The 18,962-nt window shown below is 36.1% G+C and carries 21 protein-coding genes; all 21 read left to right on the top strand.

The genetic code is table 11. The features are described from left to right. The first annotated feature begins 5 nt into the window (after positions 1-5). The 21 genes from CPHY_RS13640 (at position 6) to CPHY_RS13535 (ending at position 18,947) form a co-directional block, all read left to right on the top strand. Positions 6-1,493 (top strand): acetaldehyde dehydrogenase (acetylating), encoded by a 1,488-nt coding sequence (locus CPHY_RS13640; protein ID WP_012200655.1) that lies wholly within the window; start codon positions 6-8, stop codon positions 1,491-1,493. Positions 1,494-1,560: 67 nt separating this feature from the next. Then, on the top strand, positions 1,561-1,851 hold the full coding sequence (gene eutM / locus CPHY_RS13635) for an ethanolamine utilization microcompartment protein EutM (protein WP_012200654.1): 291 nt from the start codon (positions 1,561-1,563) through the stop codon (positions 1,849-1,851). A 105-nt stretch (positions 1,852-1,956) separates the two neighbouring features. Beyond that, the gene (locus CPHY_RS13630; RefSeq protein ID WP_012200653.1) at positions 1,957-2,754 is read left to right on the top strand and encodes a cobalamin adenosyltransferase; all 798 of its coding nucleotides are present in this window, start codon (positions 1,957-1,959) and stop codon (positions 2,752-2,754) included. A gap of 193 nt (positions 2,755-2,947) precedes the next feature. After that, on the top strand, positions 2,948-3,595 hold the full coding sequence (gene eutD / locus CPHY_RS13625; protein WP_012200652.1) for an ethanolamine utilization phosphate acetyltransferase EutD: 648 nt from the start codon (positions 2,948-2,950) through the stop codon (positions 3,593-3,595). Positions 3,596-3,746: 151 nt separating this feature from the next. Beyond that, entirely contained in the window at positions 3,747-4,469 is a 723-nt protein-coding gene (locus CPHY_RS13620; protein WP_012200651.1) for a hypothetical protein, read from the top strand. 15 nt (positions 4,470-4,484) lie between these two features. After that, positions 4,485-4,760, top strand: coding sequence for a EutN/CcmL family microcompartment protein (locus tag CPHY_RS13615; protein WP_012200650.1), 276 nt, complete (start codon positions 4,485-4,487; stop codon positions 4,758-4,760). Beyond that, a complete protein-coding gene (locus CPHY_RS13610; protein ID WP_012200649.1) occupies positions 4,750-5,307 on the top strand; it encodes a BMC domain-containing protein in 558 nt (185 codons plus the stop codon). The genes CPHY_RS13615 and CPHY_RS13610 overlap by 11 nt, the downstream gene beginning before the upstream one ends. Positions 5,308-5,319: 12 nt before the next feature. Further along, a complete protein-coding gene (gene eutH / locus CPHY_RS13605) occupies positions 5,320-6,408 on the top strand; it encodes an ethanolamine utilization protein EutH (protein ID WP_012200648.1) in 1,089 nt (362 codons plus the stop codon). Between the two features lie 108 nt (positions 6,409-6,516). Then, positions 6,517-6,975, top strand: a complete 459-nt coding sequence (locus CPHY_RS13600) for a cupin domain-containing protein (RefSeq protein ID WP_012200647.1) — start codon at positions 6,517-6,519, stop codon at positions 6,973-6,975. An 820-nt stretch (positions 6,976-7,795) separates the two neighbouring features. Then, on the top strand, positions 7,796-8,221 hold the full coding sequence (locus CPHY_RS13595; protein WP_012200646.1) for a flavodoxin family protein: 426 nt from the start codon (positions 7,796-7,798) through the stop codon (positions 8,219-8,221). Positions 8,222-8,416: 195 nt separating this feature from the next. Beyond that, positions 8,417-10,048 (top strand): glycoside hydrolase family 43 protein, encoded by a 1,632-nt coding sequence (locus CPHY_RS13590; RefSeq protein WP_012200645.1) that lies wholly within the window; start codon positions 8,417-8,419, stop codon positions 10,046-10,048. 418 nt (positions 10,049-10,466) lie between these two features. Continuing rightward, positions 10,467-10,847, top strand: a complete 381-nt coding sequence (locus CPHY_RS13585) for a VOC family protein (RefSeq protein WP_012200644.1) — start codon at positions 10,467-10,469, stop codon at positions 10,845-10,847. 112 nt (positions 10,848-10,959) lie between these two features. After that, complete coding sequence (locus CPHY_RS13580) at positions 10,960-11,733, top strand: SagB/ThcOx family dehydrogenase (protein ID WP_012200643.1); 774 nt, start codon at positions 10,960-10,962, stop codon at positions 11,731-11,733. A gap of 349 nt (positions 11,734-12,082) precedes the next feature. Next, the gene (locus CPHY_RS13575; protein WP_012200642.1) at positions 12,083-12,460 is read left to right on the top strand and encodes a hypothetical protein; all 378 of its coding nucleotides are present in this window, start codon (positions 12,083-12,085) and stop codon (positions 12,458-12,460) included. Between the two features lie 35 nt (positions 12,461-12,495). Beyond that, on the top strand, positions 12,496-13,053 hold the full coding sequence (locus tag CPHY_RS13570) for a DUF2087 domain-containing protein (RefSeq protein WP_041704471.1): 558 nt from the start codon (positions 12,496-12,498) through the stop codon (positions 13,051-13,053). Positions 13,054-13,289: 236 nt separating this feature from the next. Continuing rightward, positions 13,290-14,309, top strand: coding sequence for a bactofilin family protein (locus CPHY_RS20885; RefSeq protein WP_049762387.1), 1,020 nt, complete (start codon positions 13,290-13,292; stop codon positions 14,307-14,309). Between the two features lie 130 nt (positions 14,310-14,439). Next, a complete protein-coding gene (pyrH, locus tag CPHY_RS13555) occupies positions 14,440-15,144 on the top strand; it encodes a UMP kinase (RefSeq protein WP_012200639.1) in 705 nt (234 codons plus the stop codon). 41 nt (positions 15,145-15,185) lie between these two features. Then, positions 15,186-15,740: a ribosome recycling factor gene (frr, locus tag CPHY_RS13550; protein WP_012200638.1), complete on the top strand. Its 555-nt coding sequence runs from the start codon at positions 15,186-15,188 to the stop codon at positions 15,738-15,740. A gap of 344 nt (positions 15,741-16,084) precedes the next feature. Beyond that, positions 16,085-16,807: an isoprenyl transferase gene (locus CPHY_RS13545; protein ID WP_012200637.1), complete on the top strand. Its 723-nt coding sequence runs from the start codon at positions 16,085-16,087 to the stop codon at positions 16,805-16,807. A gap of 53 nt (positions 16,808-16,860) precedes the next feature. After that, the gene (locus CPHY_RS13540) at positions 16,861-17,670 is read left to right on the top strand and encodes a phosphatidate cytidylyltransferase (protein WP_012200636.1); all 810 of its coding nucleotides are present in this window, start codon (positions 16,861-16,863) and stop codon (positions 17,668-17,670) included. 110 nt (positions 17,671-17,780) lie between these two features. Next, positions 17,781-18,947 carry a 1-deoxy-D-xylulose-5-phosphate reductoisomerase gene (locus CPHY_RS13535; RefSeq protein ID WP_012200635.1) on the top strand — a complete coding sequence of 389 codons (1,167 nt, stop codon included), beginning with the start codon at positions 17,781-17,783 and terminating at the stop codon, positions 18,945-18,947. The last annotated feature ends 15 nt before the right edge of the window (positions 18,948-18,962 follow it).

The raw sequence follows: 18,962 nt of genomic DNA, 5'->3' as shown, positions 1-18,962 counted from the left end.
GGCGGATGGAGTTACAAGAGAAAGATTTAATGTCAATACAAGAAGTCCGTTTGCTTTTAAAAACAGCAAAGGAAGCCCATAAGATATTATCAACCTTCAATCAAGAACAAATCGATCGTATTGTAAAGGCAATTACAGAAGCATGTTTAAAGAATGCAGAGCGGCTTGCTAAGATGGCAAATGAAGAAACAGGATTTGGTATCTGGCAAGATAAAGTAATAAAAAATGTGTTTGGTTCTATGGGAATCTACGAAGCAATAAAGGATATGAAAACAATCGGTATTCTTCGCGAGGATAAGAAAAATCAAACGATGGAGATTGGTATACCGGTAGGTATTGTAGCAGGTGTTATACCTTCCACTAATCCAACTTCTACTGTTATGTATAAAACTTTAATTTCAATTAAAGCAGGTAACTGTATCGTATTCTCGCCACATCCTGGTGCAAAAAAATGTATCTTGGAAACAGTTAAGGTTATTTGTGAGGCTGCAGAAGCAGCAGGATGTCCAAAAGGAGCCATATCCTGTATTTCCATTCCAACCCTTGAGGCAACGAATGAGTTGATGAAACATCCAAATACAAATCTTATCTTAGCGACCGGTGGCTATGCAATGGTGAAATCTGCATACTCATCCGGTACACCTGCAATAGGTGTTGGTGCTGGTAATGGACCAGCATTCATCGACAAAACAGCAAATGTGAAATTAGCAGTAAAGCGTATTATGGATTCCAAAACATTTGACAATGGAACCATTTGTGCATCGGAGCAATCTGTAATTGTGGAACGATGTATGGAACAGGCGGTAAAAGAAGAACTAACTGCTCAAGGCGGATTTTTCTTAAATGAGGCAGAGTCAGAAAAATTAGCACGTTTTATCTTACGTGCCAATGGAACAATGAATCCACAAATCGTTGGAAGATCGGTAGCTCATATTAGTAAGCTTGCCGGTTTAACAACAGTACCAGCAAATGCAAGAGTTTTAATTGCAAAGGAAACAAGAGTCGGCGATGAAGCTCCATATTCCAGAGAGAAATTAGCTCCAATCTTAGCATTCTTTGTAGAAGAAACGGTTGATGATGTCATTAATAAAGTGGTAGAGATACTAAGTTTTGAAGGAATGGGACATACCTTTACCATGCACTCTACCAATGAAGAATTGATCAAACGATTTGCCTTACGTGTACCAGCTTCCAGAATCTTAGTTAATTCAATGGGTTCACTAGGTGGCGTTGGAGCCTCTACAAATCTATTCCCTGCATTAACTCTTGGCTGTGGAGCCGTAGGAGGAAGTTCTTCATCTAATAATATTGGTCCTATGGACTTAATTAATATAAAACGAGTAGCATTTGGAGTAAAAGAATTAGAAGAAATTAAAAGGGATGCTACGAATAGCCTAGGTGAAACCAAATCCTCTTGTTGTGGTGCATACGGTAATGTGAATACAGAATTGGTAGAGGAAATTGTAAAAAGAATTATGAAACAACTAATATAAACATTAAAATGTAGAATAATAGTATATGAGCACGTAACTGTTCTCTGAATAATAGGAGGAAATAAATATGTCTAATACAAATGCACTTGGAATGATTGAAACGAAAGGTTTAGTTGGCGCGATAGAAGCGGCAGACGCTATGGTAAAAGCTGCCAATGTATCTTTGATCGGTAAGGAACAGGTAGGTGGAGGTTTGGTAACCGTTATGGTACGTGGTGATGTTGGTGCGGTGAAAGCTGCAACAGATGCAGGTGCAGCAGCAGCAGAACGTGTCGGTGAATTGATTTCCGTACATGTAATCCCAAGACCACATTCTGAGGTAGATGCGATTCTTCCTCATGCGCGTATACAAGCATAACTATTATCTTAGAAAAGATGGTAACTTCTTTGGTGATGTGCCTTACTTGTGCCGGGAAATACCCGGCACAATAGTATTAGGTAGTTAAGATATGGTGAGGTTAGAATGGCGCTAATTACAGAACAAGATATTCGAAAGATGGTTAGTGATGGTCTTTTAAAGGAAAAGGGAGAATTTCATTTGGGGAAGGATACCATACTAACTCCTTCTGCTAGAGCCTATCTTTTAGAAAAGAACATTACTCTTTTAGGTCGTGAATATCATAATTTGGATAATTCAAATCAAGACAAAACGGCCGAATTTGAAGGAAAGACAGAGAAGAAAACGAATCATTCCATAGAAACGAACGCTGGATTTGACACAGTATTTGGTGTTCACTTGGAAGAAAAACCTGAGCATATGACACATCTTAGGGGAAATCTATTGGTATTTAAAGATCATAAACGAATCGTTCTTCGTGGTGCAATAGATTATTTAGAGTCAGAAATTATTATTGCGCAGACAGTGTCCGAACGTTTACAAAAGCCAATGATAACTAAGGAATTAGAGGAAGTGATTCGTTTCATCCGTAAACTATTACAATGTGAAATTACAGGTGAAGCGGTACCTGATTTTATGTTAGCTGGTTTAGATGAAAAAGATCTTCGAGAACAATCGTATCATCCAAGTAAATATTTTGGGATGAAACATTTTCTTCCTACCTATAAGCATGGTGAGATGACCGCGTATCTGAATAAACTAAGAACACTTACAAGAAAGACGGAAATTGTAGCATTTAAAGCTTTTAAAGCGGAGGATGGAACGATAACAAGAGAAGATATTATTAGAGCGTTTAATCGTTTATCCTCTTTCTTTTGGATAATGATGTTTAAATATTTGACTGGAAAATATGACGGAGTGTGAAGAAAATAGAATTTCTAAAGCACCAAAAGACACCGCCTAAGAAATTCTAAAACTACACACTGTTTCATGCATTTCAAAAAGCAGTTAGAAAGGAGGAAGAGTGAAAGATAAATCTTTCACTCAGCAAGTTTGACTACGCCAAACTTGAGCCATTAGCTACTCCTAAAAAACAGTCGTAGCATGGAGGCTATGTATGTTAGCACAAGCAAACATTAATATAGAAGCAATCGTTGATGCAGTTATAAAAGAACTACAAGATCAGTTATTTATTATGGTAGAAGCATCTGGTAGACATGTTCACTTAAGTAGAGAAGATTTAAACGCATTATTTGGACATGGATATCAGCTTACTCCTGTCAAAGATTTATCACAACCTGGTCAATTTGCGTGTGAGGAAAGGGTAACCATCACAGGGCCTAAAAACTCTATCCAAAATGTAGTCGTGCTGGGACCGGAGAGGAGTAAATCTCAGGTTGAAGTATCGTTAACGGATGCTCTAGTACTTGGAATTAAGGCTCCTGTAAGACTTAGCGGTGATATTAAGGATACACCAGGTCTAAAAATAACAAATCCTAAAAATGGTGTTTCAATAGAAATAAAAGAAGGACTTATTGTTGCGAAACGTCATGTTCATATGACACCAGAAGATGCGAAACGTTTTCATGTATCAAACGGCTCCTCTGTGAAAGTGAAAGTATTTGGAGAGCGACCAATGATTCTAGAGGATGTTGATGTACGAGTTGATAAAAATTTTAGCACCGCAATGCACATTGATTATGACGAAGCGAATGCCTGTGGCTATACGAAAGATACTAAGGGTATGATTATCGTGGACGAGTAGAATGTTTCTTTGTTCTTTTGGATATATCCTGTGTTTTTAAGTATGAAAGATTTATCTAACACATGTTATAGGGTTGTTTTAATACTTCCTATGAAGAAAACTAAACCATGAAAACGAAGATATATCTTAAAATAAGAAAAGAGTTGAGTATATGTACGAAGATATTATTGAAGAAGTTATAACTGAAGTTCTTCATCGTTTGTCGGAGTATGAAAATACCTGCGTACACAAGAAAACGTTACTAGTATTATCGGATGAGCCTTATCCATTATCGGAGGCAATCACAAAAGAATACAATTTGTTAACACCGGATTTTTCGCGTGACCAAAAGGTGGTAGAACTTAATACCATGGTTTCTTGTGCAGAGGTGATTTTGATTACCTCGGTTACTGCAAAACAATTAGCTAATCTTGCGCTATTATGTGGAGATGGGTATTTAGAAGAAGCTATACGTTATGCTCATTTGCTTGGAAAAACAATCTTTGTACTTGAGGAGGGACTAGAATATCGTTCCTATAAAGCAACTGCACATAAAGCATTTTATCGCAAGTTGTTAGAGTATGAGGAATGCTTAAAACAACATGGTATTTTATTTACAACAGAAAGTGTATTTCCATTTTGTGAAAAGCAAGGAAAACAATTAGTTCCACGAAATCAATTAGAGAATGGCAAAAGCAATACTTCTTATACGGTCGAAGACAATGGAGTAACGGAAGGGCGACTAGAGATTAAGAAAAAGCTTATTTTAGAGAAAGACTTAATGGATTTAAATGTGAAATCACAGACAGCGATATGCATTGAAAAGGGTAGTATCGTTACACCAAGTGCATTTGATTATGCAAGAGCACATCGAATGCGATTTATAAAAATGTAATGGAGGCGCAGACAATTGGAACTTGGCAAGGTGATCGGGAGCGTTTGGGCTACCAAAAAAGATGAAAAATTAAACGGAAATAAGCTGCTGGTAGTTCAGATTACAGATGCTTACGCGAAGCCAAGCAAAGGGGTGATAGTTGCTGCGGATATAGTCGGTGCTGGAGCAGGAGATCAAGTCCTTGTGGTTCGAGGAGGCTCGGCACGGTATGCTTTATCAGCATCTAGCTCCCCAATTGATGCAGCAATCGTTGGAATTGTTGATTCAGTGGTGGTAGAAGATGATGAATAAAAGTATCGGTGCACTAGAGTTTATCAGTATCAGCAGGGGAATGTATGTGGCTGACGCCATTGTAAAAAAGGCTGATGTTGAAATTATATATTTTAAAACCATATGTCCAGGAAAATTCCTCGTTATTGTATCTGGAGATGAAGGAGAAGTAGATACTGCAATTGATTATGGAGTAAATATCGCTGGTAAAACGTTGTTTGACAGTTTCAAAGTTCATGCAGTATCACCAGCTATTATTGAGGGAATACGGTCTAAGTATGATTCTGTAGAAAGATTAGATGCTGTGGGTATCGTTGAGACCAGAAAAGTATGTACCGGTATAAGAGCTTTAGATATTGCGTTAAAAGCGGCAGATGTTAAGATACTTCGAATTTATCTGGCTTTTTTCATTGGAGGAAAATTTGTATTTGTTATTACAGGTTCGGTTAGCAGCATCGAACACGGGATATCGGAGTGTAAACAGTTGTTAAGTGAAGGGGAACAGGAAAATATAGCAATTATTCCTTCTCCGAGTAGAGATATCCTAGAGAATTTATTAAAACGATAAGGAGGTGTATTCATGAGTGTAAATGAGATTATTGTTTATATCATGGTTGTATTTGCAGTACTTGGTGCAATCGACCGAATTATTGGAAATAAATTCGGTCTAGGAGAAAAATTCGAAGAAGGTATTATGGCCATTGGATCCTTAGCAATTTCAATGGTTGGTATTATCGCTCTTGCACCAGTACTTGCTGATATTTTAAAGCCGGTTATTGTTCCGGTATTTGGCTTTTTAGGTGCTGATCCTGCGATGTTTGCTGGCACATTATTAGCATGTGATATGGGTGGCGCACCGCTTGCAAATGCACTTGCCCAAACACCTGAAGCTGCTATGTTTGGAGGTTTGATTGTAGGTTCAATGTTAGGACCTACCATCGTATTTACGATTCCTGTCGGTCTTGGTATTATCCGTGATGAGGATCGAAGATATTTAGCAACCGGTGTTTTAGCAGGTGTTGTTACAATTCCGATTGGAGCATTTTTTGGTGGTTTAGTTGCGGGATTTCCAATCATGATGGTAGTTAGAAATTTAATTCCTATCATTATCATTGCTATATTAATTGCACTTGGACTTTGGAAATTCCAAGATGGAATGATTAAAGGGTTTACGATATTTGGAAAAATCGTTGTAGCTATAATCACTTTCGGTTTAGCTGTTGGTATCGTACAGCAACTAACTGGACTTACAATTATAAAAGGTATGGCTCCTATTAGTGAAGGATTTACAATAGTTGCTGATATATGTATAGTTCTTGCAGGTGCATTTCCACTGGTTCTTGTGATAACTAAAGTATTTAAGAAACCTTTAATGGGACTTGGTAAATTATTAGGAATGAATGATGTTGCGGCAGCAGGTATGGTAGCTTCTTTAGCAAATAGTATTCCAATGTTTGGTATGATGAAGGACATGGATAACCGTGGTAAAATTATAAACGTTGCCTTTGCAGTTTCAGCAGCCTTCGTATTTGGTGATCACCTTGGATTTACCGCTGGATTTAATTCAACTATGATTTTACCAATGATTGTTGGTAAGTTGATTGGTGGTATTACTGCTTTGTTTGCTGGAATCTTTATTGCGAATAAGACACTAAAACATGAGAGTTAGAAATAGGTTTTATTTAGTTTGATTAACTTACGGTAGCCTATTGATAAAAGTAATTCTTAATTTATAGATAAGATACAGGAGATTGTAAATAACGAAAGGAACAGGCACATGGAAGTAAATCGTTCAACAATTGAGGATATGATACGTGAGATTTTAATGGAGAAACTGAAAGGTGGAGCAGCGGATCTCAGTAAAAATAAATTAAAAGAAGGAATTATTTCTGTAAAACTTCCAAGCATTCGGGTTTCACAAAATGATTTAATGGATACTGGTAAACCCGGTGATGTGGTGTATACAAAGGATTTATTTTCATTAGAAGAAAGTCCTAGATTAGGTTGTGGCATTATGGAGATGAAGGAAACGACCTTTGATTGGACACTTAATTATGATGAAATTGATTATGTTATTGAAGGTACTTTAAATATTGTGATTAATGGGAAGACAGCTACTGCGAACGCGGGTGAACTGGTTTTGATTCCTAAGGGATCTTCCATTAAGTTTTCTGTTCCGAATTATGCTAGATTTATTTATGTGACGTATCCAGCGGATTGGGCGAATCAAGCGTAGGGGTTCATGAATTAGACAATAGACAATGGACAATAGACGGAATGGGGTGACATATAGGTAATCCTCCGAAAGCTAACACGCTTTCTTCGGAATACCTATATGCCACCCCATTCCTGTTTGGTGAAATAACACATATTGAGTTAAGCTACAATAAATTTATGCTGCTCAGATGTTTGGGTTTTAACCTAATTTGGTTTTAGATGTAGGCATAGTTGGAAATAAGTAAGCCTCTGCCGATAGATCTTCGGTAACTCAAGGAAAATACTACTTGACTTTACTTTACAAAACGCGTTATATAATAAAGAAAAGGAGATCAATATGTCAGAAAATTATATTACACTAAATATGGCATAAATCCTTATATAATCAAGGTTTAGTTAGTACACCTGAACCATATCAAAAGAGGACATCTCATGGTATGATATTAAGTGTAGTATGGAGTAACGAATACGAAAAAGACTATTGAATCTACGATTGAAATTGCCGATCAATTTAACGGTAAGGTCAAAGCATCCGTAGCGATTGCTCCAGAGGAAGAAACTTCAGTAAGGGAAAAGTTCATGTAAATCCTGCAGTAGTAGCTCTTTAGAAGGAAAAACAATTGTGAAGGGAATATACGTAAAAGGGAAAATCTACATTATTGTAGTACGCTAATTACGAATTTCTATTTAAGTTCAGAATATGACGAGTTACATAAGGAATAGGTAGTTTTAGTAGTGGCAAGGCAAGTCATAGCTGGCTGAAATGTTTTCGGTGAGAAACGACTATCATGTAGAGGGGTAATAATTAGAATCTGTATGAAAGGAAGCGTAGCACTAAGATGAAAACGAATTCAAAAACGCTTGTAATGTTTTATTCATTTACCGGGCATACGAAAGAGATGGCAGAAAAACAAGCCCAAAAATACAACGCCACTTTAGTGGAAGTAAAAGAGTCTAAGAAAAGATCCAAATTGAATGCATACTTAACAGGATGCGTTCAGGCAAGAAAACAGAGTAGCACAAAGATTGATGCGGTTAATGTGAATTTTTCGAACTATGACCATATCATCATTGGTGCGCCTATCTGGTGGGGACTTCCTGCACCAGCATTTAATAGTATTGTTGAGATGATACCATCAGGGAAAGAAGTTGATTTGTTTTTCCTTTCTGGCAGTGGTAATACTGCAAAAACTAGGAATAAGATTAAGCAAGTATTATCCAGAAGAAACCTAAAGGTTTCTAAATATATGGATTTAAAGGGTTAATTAGGTATGTTAGGGCTTTTGTTTTTACTGTTGAATACAGTAAGAAACAGAGGCCTTAAATTTTTTCAGTAGAAAACTACTAATTTTTTATGATTCGATCAAATTTTTGCATCAACTATAGATAATTTTAAATCTATAGTGTAATATAGTATAGTGATTAAATTAATTATACGTAAGCGAATTTGGAGGACTTTTATGTGGATAGCAGATTTGGAAAATGGCAACTATAGGAATCCATTACTTTATGCAGATTATTCTGATCCAGATGCAATTAGAGTTGGTGACGATTATTTTATGGTTGCATCAAGTTTTTGCAATGCACCAGCTTTACCTTTACTACATTCTAAGGATCTTGTGAACTGGAAAGTAGTGAATTATGTCTTAGATAAAATTCCAGAGTTTCGATATAGAAATCCAATGCATGGATGCGGTGTATGGGCACCTTCTATCAGATATCATGAAGGAACATATTATGTGTGTTTCCCAATGCCAGATGAGGGAATCTACATGACTACAACCAAAGATCCATTTGGCAAGTGGAGTGAGCCTGTGAATATTAGACCGGGTGCAGGCTGGATTGATCCATGTCCATTCTGGGATGAAGATGGAAAAGCGTATCTTGTTGCAGGTGTAGCAAAGAGTCGTATAGGATATAAAAGTGTCCTTCACATGGTGGAGATGCAACCAGATGGTATGGGACTTATCGGGGAAGATGTTAGAATCTTTGATGGCGATACCAACGGAAATGTAACAACAGAAGGTCCTAAGATGCATAAGAAGAATGGTTGGTATTATGTCTTTGCACCAGCGGGTGGCGTAAAGACAGGTTGGCAGTTAGTTCTTCGTTCTAAGAATGTATTTGGCCCTTACGAACACAAAGTTGTGATGAAACAAGGGGATACTCTTGTTAACGGACCTCATCAAGGTGCTTGGGTTGATACGGTTACAGGTGAAGACTGGTTTTTACATTTTCAAGATGTGTATGCAGCAGGGAGAATCGTTCATCTTCAACCAATGCATTGGGAAAATGAATGGCCAATTATTGGTGTGAATAAAGAGGGAAATGATTACGGCGAACCAGTAATGGAATATAAGAAGCCTAACGTCGGTAAGACAGAGGAAGAACTTCAAAATAATCCATTATATCCGGTTTGTGAGCCAGATACTACAGATGAATTTGAAGGAGATAGCCTTGGCTTACAGTGGCAGTGGAACGCGAATCCAGACATTGATTGGTATGAATTAGGCAATTCAAAAATCAAATTGAATGCAGTACCTTCTGTGCCACAACGTCCAATTAGCGATTATCGTAATCTTCTTTTACAGAAGTGGCCAGCGCCTGAATTTTCTTGTATCACTAAGATGAGTTTTGCAGGATTACAGGATGGAGATACTGCAGGAATTGTGTCCTTAGGGATGGAATATAGTGCTATGGCAGTAAGCAAAAAGAATGGTTCTTACGCGATCGAGAAGATTACGGGAATTCAAAACTTTGATTGTGATGTTTCCTATGCGGACCAGAATAAAGTAAGCATTTCATTAACAGATAGTGATTTTAAAGATAGAGAAAAGACAGTATTCCTTAAATATGAAGTAAAGTGCGTAGGATATGTAGATAATATGGAAATGGACATTCAAGTAAAGCATGTTCCTCAGGAGACTATCACAATGTCTTATAGCCTTGACGGTGAAGAGTTTAAGGAAGCATTTACGATTAATGCTAAAGCAGGAAGATGGGTAGGTGTTAAAAATGGTGTCTTCTGTAACCATGATAACACCATGAATGGTGGAGGTTATGTAGAAGTAGACTACGTTAGATATCAGTAAATATTAGGGATGTAGAGGCAAATCCTTGTTACCACCATTGTATCCTCTTTTGAATGAGCTTATATTAATAAGGAATATAGAGAATGTAGGAATAATGTAAGATGGATGTTCATCCTTTCTACATTCGTAGGGAAAGAGACTTTGGTAGTAGTACCAAGTCTCTTTTTAGGTACAACCAGCATGGGCGCAGTTTAATTGGTGATCATCCTGCCTCTCTATAAAAAGTGTTAACCTTTATTCTATTTGTCCTTATTGCACCTTATTAGTAGTATGTGCTATTGTAGATATTGATGTTAAGAGGAAAAAAGAGTATAGTTACTCATATAGAGACATATTATAACTGGTAATTACAACTTATATTGAATAAGTGATATCAGAGCTTTGCAACATATATAACAAATGCGAGAGGAGAAGTTGTATGATAGCTCATGTTGGTATTTATACAAAAGACTTGGAACGCTTACGAGCATTTTATGAGAACTATTTTAGTATGACAAGTAATGAAAAATACCAAAGCAAACGGAATCCAGGATTTGAGAGTTACTTTCTATCCTTTGGAGATGGTACGAAGCTTGAGTTAATGACTTTGACGACGTTAGCAGAATCGAATCTTTTACCTGCAGTTGGTCTACATCATTTAGCGTTTTCTGTTGGAAATCGTAAGAAAGTGGATGAGCTTGTCATAAGATTAAGAGAAGATGGTTATTCTATTATGTCGGATCCAAGAATGACTGGAGATAATTATTATGAGGCAGTTGTAAAGGACCCAGATGGAAATCTGGTAGAAATTACGGAATAGCTTATGCATATGTAATAGGTACATATGTAAGATAATAAATGATTCCTTAAAATAGGTTTTCATGAATAAAGAAGGAGAAAAGCAGGTATTTAAAATCTGCTAGGTGATGAATATGGATATCATTAATTTAAGAGAAGTTATGAAAGGGTATACAGCACTGGAGGAAGATATAACATCTGATCAACAACAAGGGTTACCACAACCAGCCATGGATAAGGCTTATATTAGTGCAAAGTCAATTAGTTTACCTAAAGATTTTGAAGATGTGGTAGTTAACAATAGCTTTTTTGATATTATGAACCAGAGAACCAGTAGAAGATCTTATAATGATAAACCGTTAACGTTAAAAGAGCTATCTTTCTTACTTTGGACAACGCAAGGTGTTAAAAACATCGTCGGAAAAAAGAACAAAGCAACGATTCGTACTGTTCCGTCCGCTGGAGCAAGACATCCATTTGAAGCATATCTCTTTATAAATAATGTAGAGGGACTGGAACCAGGTAGATATCATTATGTAGCTACTGAACACAGATTAGAATTCTTAGGTTCTCTTGAAAATCAAATGGATAGAGTATCAGAGGCATGCTGTGGACAAACTTTTGTAGGAACTTGTGCCGTAACTTTTGTTTGGACAGTAATTCCATATCGTTGTGAATGGCGTTATACAAACAAAGCTCAAAAATACAGCTTAATTGATCTAGGACATGTGGGTCAAAATTTATACTTGGCATGTGAGGCAATTGGTTGCGGAACCTGTGGTATTGGTGCATATGATCAAGCGCTTGCAGATGCTTTGTTAGGCCTAGATACAGAACCTTCCAACGAGAAAGAAAATGAATTTGTTGTTTATATGGGTTCTGTTGGGAAATATGATCCAAAAGAATAATCATAGATATATCGAAAAAGGACAAATTAAGGAGTTTTGGCTCTTTTGTTTGTCCTTTTTTTATTGGTATTCCCATATTTCCTCCGACAATGCCAAGGGCATATTTATTTTGTCAGGTATACTCTTCTACCTAGTAGAACAAACGACCCGTTTATGATTAACTTTTTATTAGTTGGATACTATCAAGTATTTTATTAGTTCAGTACAATCATTAATAATTAAGATTAAAGGTTAATTCTAAAACTCACTTACATGCAAACTAAATAGATATATATAAAAATAGATTGACTAAATATAATTACATTGATATAATCAAAGAAAACTATATGAGTGAAGGAGCGGATATGACATGGAGGAAATAAAATCACAGTATTTTGAAATCATCGAAAATAAAAAGAAACAATGTACAAGTGAATACGAAAACTTAAAAAAGGATGATCGTAAGGATGAAGCAGATCTTGTAAAAATTAAAGAAAATATTTACGAGATATTTGAAGTATTATTTAAAACTCATGTGAATCAGCTTGAGAAGCTATCTATTCCGGATGAAGAGAAACTACATAGATTAAAAGAAGAATATACAAAACGATTTGAAACTATCCCAAAGAGTTGGATAGCACGTCTTGAGCTTGCCCAAAAGCATAATGATGTTGCAAATATTGTAATAGAAGAGTTAAAATTACAAGTAGTGAAAGATTTAAAAGAACAGTTTCTTGCTTTATATTAAAAAGTTCGCAGGTTATGGAAAGGCATGGTTATTATATGACAGAAAGCGATGCAATCAAATTATTTAAATCATTGGCAGATAAATCAAGGTTGATGATTCTAAAATCATTGGCAGAGCAGCCAATGTATGTGGAACTTTTAGCCAACCGTCTTAATTTGACACCACCAACGATATCGTTTCATCTAAAAAAATTAGAAGAAGCAGGTGTGGTAAATTCTAAGAAAGAACAATACTATACGATATATTCGTTAAAAGAATCTATCTTGAATGCAAAGATATTAGATATTATTAAGGAAGAATCTAGTGAAAAGGAAGTTCAAGAGGAACGAGAAGAGCAATATCGGGAAAAGGTAATTGAAAGTTTCTTTGAGTATGGGAAGCTAAAATCAATTCCTGTTCAGAGAAAGAAGAAACGCATCATCCTAGAAGAGATAGCGAAAGCATTTGAACTTGATAGAATTTACACGGAGAGAGAAGTAAATATAACAATCGCAGATTATCATGATGATTTTTGCACACTAAGAAGGGACATGATATCGGAAAAAATTTTGACCAGAGATGAAAAAGGGTATCAATTAATTAAAAAAGATTAGAGTTATTATTGCCTATAATAATTTTTCCCATGAATAAAAGACTATTGCACTTCATCGAAATTGTGTAATGGTCTTTTTTATATAGAAGGTATGCCAATTTTAAAGATTCTGCTTTACAAATTTCTCGAAGTTGATTAATATAGAATATGATATATTTGGTAGAATTCTGTGCTGTAACAAATAAAACGGAAGAAGATGGCAGAGAACGAAAGAAACATAATGGAGGTCGTGTAAGAATGGGTTTCTTTAAAGATTTCATTAATGGCTTCAAAAAGTCTGGTAGTAAATCGGAGAAGGAAAGAAATGAAGAAGCCTTCGATAGGCAAAATATCGAGGACGAAACACCTGATGTTACAAAGGTCGTCATTGAAGAAGATTCTGCAGAGGAGAAGTTAGAAGACTTGATATTAAAGGAATCTGCTATAGAAGTTTCTGAAGATGAGATAAATCAGGAAATCATGGATGCGACAGAAGAGTTGTTAGATTCGGAAGCTGCTTTATTGGGTGAAGAGCCGTTAAATGTACATAGGGAAGACCAAAAAGAGCAGACACAGAGTGCCCGGCGTGAATCCTCGGACAAAGAGACTGAAAAAGAGGAAGAAATAAAGGAACGAAAAGAGACTGAAAAAGAAGAAGAAATAAAGGAACGAAAAGAAACTGGAGATGGAGAGAATACCATGGTAGATTTTGAAGAGAGCGTTGTTGATGAAGAATTATTGGACACGTTATTGAATGAAGAAGAAAAAGCACCAACAGAGAGAATGGGAAATACTGTGCAGGCTAAGAGAGATTTATCCCCAGATGATAAGGATGCAGTAACGGTTATTTCGAAAGGTACAACGATTAATGGTAGTATCGTCTCAGATTGCTCCTTAAATATAATGGGTACGGTAATTGGTGATATTGAGTGCCAAGGAAAATTATCTATCACTGGACGAATCACTGGTAACTCTATCGCTTCTGAGATTGAAATCAATGCCAAACGTTTAGAAGGTAGTCTTAATAGTGAAGGTAACATTAAAATCGATCCAGGCACTGTTATCATTGGAGATGTAACGGCATCTAGTGGTCAAATTGCGGGTGCTGTCAAAGGAGAGGTTGATATTAATGGACCAGTTCTATTAGATGCTACTGCAATAGTAAAAGGGAATGTGAAAGCAAAATCCATGCAGATGAATAATGGTGCTGTTTTGGAAGGATTCATTTCCTTAGCCTATGCTTCCGTGAATGTTGAAGACGTATTTAAAGAAAAATAAGGTTTCTCAGTAGAAGAGGGTAGAAATCTATTTTCGAATATGGTAAAATTGCTGTGACTGTTTGGGAGCAGTAGAAAATCGCATGCGAAATCATCGATGTGTGCAACAAAGACATGAGAGGTAGCATTATATGAAATCCTATAATAGAGTATTATTAAAACTCAGTGGAGAAGCTCTTGCTGGGGATAAGAAGACAGGCTTTGATGAAGCAACTTGTATCGAAGTAGCAAAGCAGGTAAAGAAGTTAGTTGACGATGGAATCGAAGTAGCTATTGTTATCGGAGGAGGAAACTTCTGGCGTGGACGTAGCAGTGAGACCATTGACCGTACGAAAGCCGACCAAATTGGTATGCTTGCAACAGTGATGAACTGTATTTATGTATCGGACATTTTCCGTTATGTAGGTATGGAAACAAAAATCTTTACACCATTTCAATGTGGTAGTATGACGGAGCTATTTAGCAAGGATAACGCAGTAGAAAGCTTAAAGAAGAAGCAGGTTATCTTCCTTGCTGGGGGAACCGGTCATCCGTATTTTTCAACGGATACTGCAACCGCACTTCGTGCAATTGAGTTAGAGACAGATGTCATCTTAATGGCTAGAGCAGTGGATGGGGTTTATGATAGCGATCCAAAAGCAAATCCTAATGCAAAGAAATACGATACTGTATCTTATCAGGTATTACTTGATAAAAAACTGGCAATCATGGATTTAACAGCTACTGTTATGTGTATGGAAAATAAAAAGTCATTACTTGTATTTTCTCTTAATGAGGAGAATAGTATTGTCAATAATGTAAAAGGAAATTGTACAGGAACTGTGGTTACAGTATAATATATTGTACAATGGATGGAAAATAGTAGGAGGTCTTTTTTATGAATGAAAAAATTAAACCTTTTGAAGGTAAAATGCAGAAATCATTAGATTCGTTAAAGGAAGAATATGTAGGCATTAGAGCTGGTAGAGCAAATCCACATTTACTTGATAAATTAAGAGTAGATTATTATGGAACACCTTCAGCTATTCAGGCAGTAGCAAATGTTTCTGTTCCTGAAGCAAGAGTCATTCAGATTCAACCATGGGAAGCTAAGTTAATTAAAGAAATTGAGAAAGCAATTATCGCTTCTGATCTTGGCTTAACACCAAGCAATGATGGAAAAGTAATCCGTCTTGTATTTCCTGAATTAACTGAGGAACGCAGAAAAGACCTAGTTAAGGATGTTAAGAAAAAGGCTGAGAATACTAAGGTTGCAGTACGTAACGTTCGTCGTGATGCGAATGACGCAATCAAGAAGCTTGCAAAAGCGAATGAAATTTCTGAAGATGAGCAAAAGCAAATCGAAGATGAAATTCAAAAGATTACAGATAAATTCATTACAGAAGTTGATAAAGTAATGGAAGATAAGTCTAAAGAGATTCTTACTGTATAATTATTATTCAATTATATTTATGTTTGAATAATTTATGGTGCCTAAAAGCACACCTTTATCAGAATTTAATAACTATTTTTCTGATAAGTATTATAGGAGCAAATTCATGTTCCGATAATCGAATTTACGATGCAAAAACAGCAACTTTTATCGGATACTGTAATAGATTTCGATAAGCTATTATATAGGACGTATAAGACTTTTTAAGGTCCATACGTCCTATTTTTATACGACAGGGAAAAGTTTACGAAGCGTACTTTTTCTTGTTCTAATATATAGCTTTTTCAGCAAATGCCAAAAATTAAATCATTAGAGTATCAAAAGGAAGGCAGGCATAGAGTTTAATGGGTACAGAATTAGAAGGGTTAAAGATTCCCAATCACATTGCCATCATTATGGATGGTAATGGACGCTGGGCGAAAAAAAGAATGATGCCACGAAATTACGGTCATAAGCAAGGAAGTAAAATCGTAGAGAATATTTGTAGAGAAGCTTATGACATCGGTATTAAGTACGTGACGGTTTATGCTTTTTCTACAGAAAATTGGTCAAGACCACAATCTGAAATTGATACATTGATGAAATTATTAAGAGATTTTTTATCAGAGTGTTTAAGTAAAAGTAAAAAAAATAACATGCGAGTACATGTGATCGGAGATATCACTAGATTAGAGCAATCGTTACAAGATACTATTGTAAAACTTGAGGAAGTAAGTGCGAGTAATACAGGATTGTGTTTTCAAGTTGCATTAAACTATGGTGGTCAAGATGAAATCTTACGTGCAACAAGAAAAATTGCACAGGATGTGAAAGATGGAAAATTATCCATTGAGGATTTAAATACAGAAGTTTATGAGGATTATTTGGATACCAAAGGAATTCCGGCACCAGATCTATTAATACGTACCAGTGGTGAGCAGCGTTTGTCTAACTTTTTATTATGGCAACTCGCTTATTCAGAGTTTTATTTTACCGATGTTTTATGGCCAGATTTTAATAAAAAAGAACTTATCAAAGCAATAGAATTTTATAATGGAAGAGAACGAAGATACGGCGGTGTAGGGTGAATATACAATAATTCAATCAGAGAAGGTGCATTAGCGCCAGAATAGAGGTTATTATGAAGGATCAAACTTTTTTGGTACGATTTCGCAGTTCCATTATTTTAATGATAGTTACTGTAACAGCGATGATTTTAGGTGGAGAAGTTTTATTTGGCTTACTTCTTGCGATTTCATTAATTGGTATGATGGAATTATATCGAGTGCTTAAGATGAATAAGAGCATTTTAGCTTTCACAGGATATATATTTTGTATACTCTTTTACATGCTAGTATATTTTAGTAAGACAGAATTAATTTTTCCGTTACTAATAGGATTTTTATTGGCATTAATGGGAGTATACGTATTTTCTTTTCCTAAGTTTCATTCGGATCAGGTAACTTTAGTATATTTTGGTCTTATATATGTAGGAATTATGTTATCGTTTATTTACAGGGTTAGAATATTAGAGAATGGTATTCTACTTGTGTGGATGATCTTTATCGGTGCTTGGGGTTCAGACACTTGTGCCTATCTTGTTGGTAGAAAAATTGGAAAACATAAGATGGCACCAATTCTAAGCCCAAAGAAATCGGTGGAAGGATTATTTGGAGGTATTTTTGGAGCAGCTTTGATTGGCTTTTTGTTTGCTACGATTTTTAAAGGAAAACTAACAGCAATTAATAATCCTCAAGTAAGTTTTGAAATTATTGGTGGTTGTTCAGCGATGATATCTACAATAGGTGATTTGGCTGCTTCTGCTATAAAGCGAAATCATGAAGTAAAAGATTATGGAAAGTTAATACCTGGTCATGGTGGAATACTGGACCGATTTGACAGTATAATTTTTACCGCACCGATTGTATATTACCTACTTCAAGTGTTATAATGAATAAGCGCAAGCTTTATACGTATCCATAATATGTTAGAAGCTATGTTGAGAGATAAACTTTTAACTTTGTTTTATATGCGCACTAAAGTACACAGATTGGAGTTACTATGAAGATAATATCAGTTTTGGGATCTACCGGTTCTATTGGTACACAGACCTTAGAGGTGGTACGAAATAACAAGGACTTAAAAGTGTCTGCACTTGCTGCGTCCTCCAATATTACATTATTGGAGGAACAAATCAGAGAGTTCCATCCGAAACTTGTTTGCGTATATGATAGGGAGAAGGCATTAGAGCTAAAGAAAAGAGTTTCTGACTTAGAGGTTACCGTTGAGGCAGGAATGGATGGTCTTATTGCTTGTGCTACAGAAGAGAGTGCTGACATTGTAGTCAGTGCCGTTGTTGGTATGATAGGAATCAAACCAGTAATGGAAGCAATCTTAAGGGGAAAAGACATAGCATTTGCGAATAAAGAAACTTTAGTAACTGCAGGGCATCTAATTATGCCATTGGTAAAGAAACATAACGTAAATTTATTACCAGTAGATAGTGAGCATTCAGCGATTTTTCAGTGCCTTCAGGGAAATGAATCCTCTACAGTTAGCCGAATTATCTTAACTGCTTCTGGTGGACCATTTCGTGGGAAAAGTCTTGCTGAACTTAAGAATGTGAAGGTGGAAGATGCCTTAAAACATCCAAATTGGTCGATGGGTCGAAAGATTACCATAGATTCCGCTACAATGGTAAATAAAGGTCTTGAAGTAATGGAGGCTCATTGGTTGTTTCATGAGCCGCTTAATAAAATTGAAGTTGTAATTCAACCACAAAGTATTATTCACTCTGCTGTTGAGTTTGAAGATGGTGGAATTATAGCACAGCTTGGTACGCCAGATATGAAATTACCGATTCAGTATGCACTTTATTATCCTGAGAAGAGAAGATATCTTCCAGGGAAACGCTTAGATTTCTTTGATATTGCTAAGATTACCTTTGAAAAGCCAGATATCAGTAACCTACCGGGGTTACGTTTGGCATATGAGGCGATGAATACTGGGCATAGTGTTCCAACCGTGTTTAATGCAGCCAATGAGCTAGCAGTAGCAAAATTCTTAAATCGTGAAATATCGTTCCTTTCGATTACGGCACTAATAGAAAAAGCGATGGAGAATGTTACGGTAGTGAAAAGACCTACCTTAGATGAAATTCTGAATGTGGAACAGGAAACATATGATTTTATAGAAAGAGAGTGTGTGAAGTCAAATTATCATATTTAATCGATTACTCACATG

Source organism: Lachnoclostridium phytofermentans ISDg (assembly GCF_000018685.1).
Lineage (GTDB): Bacteria > Bacillota > Clostridia > Lachnospirales > Lachnospiraceae > Lachnoclostridium > Lachnoclostridium phytofermentans.
Note: the sequence above shows the minus strand (reverse complement) of the source record. Positions and strands in the feature narration are given on the sequence as shown.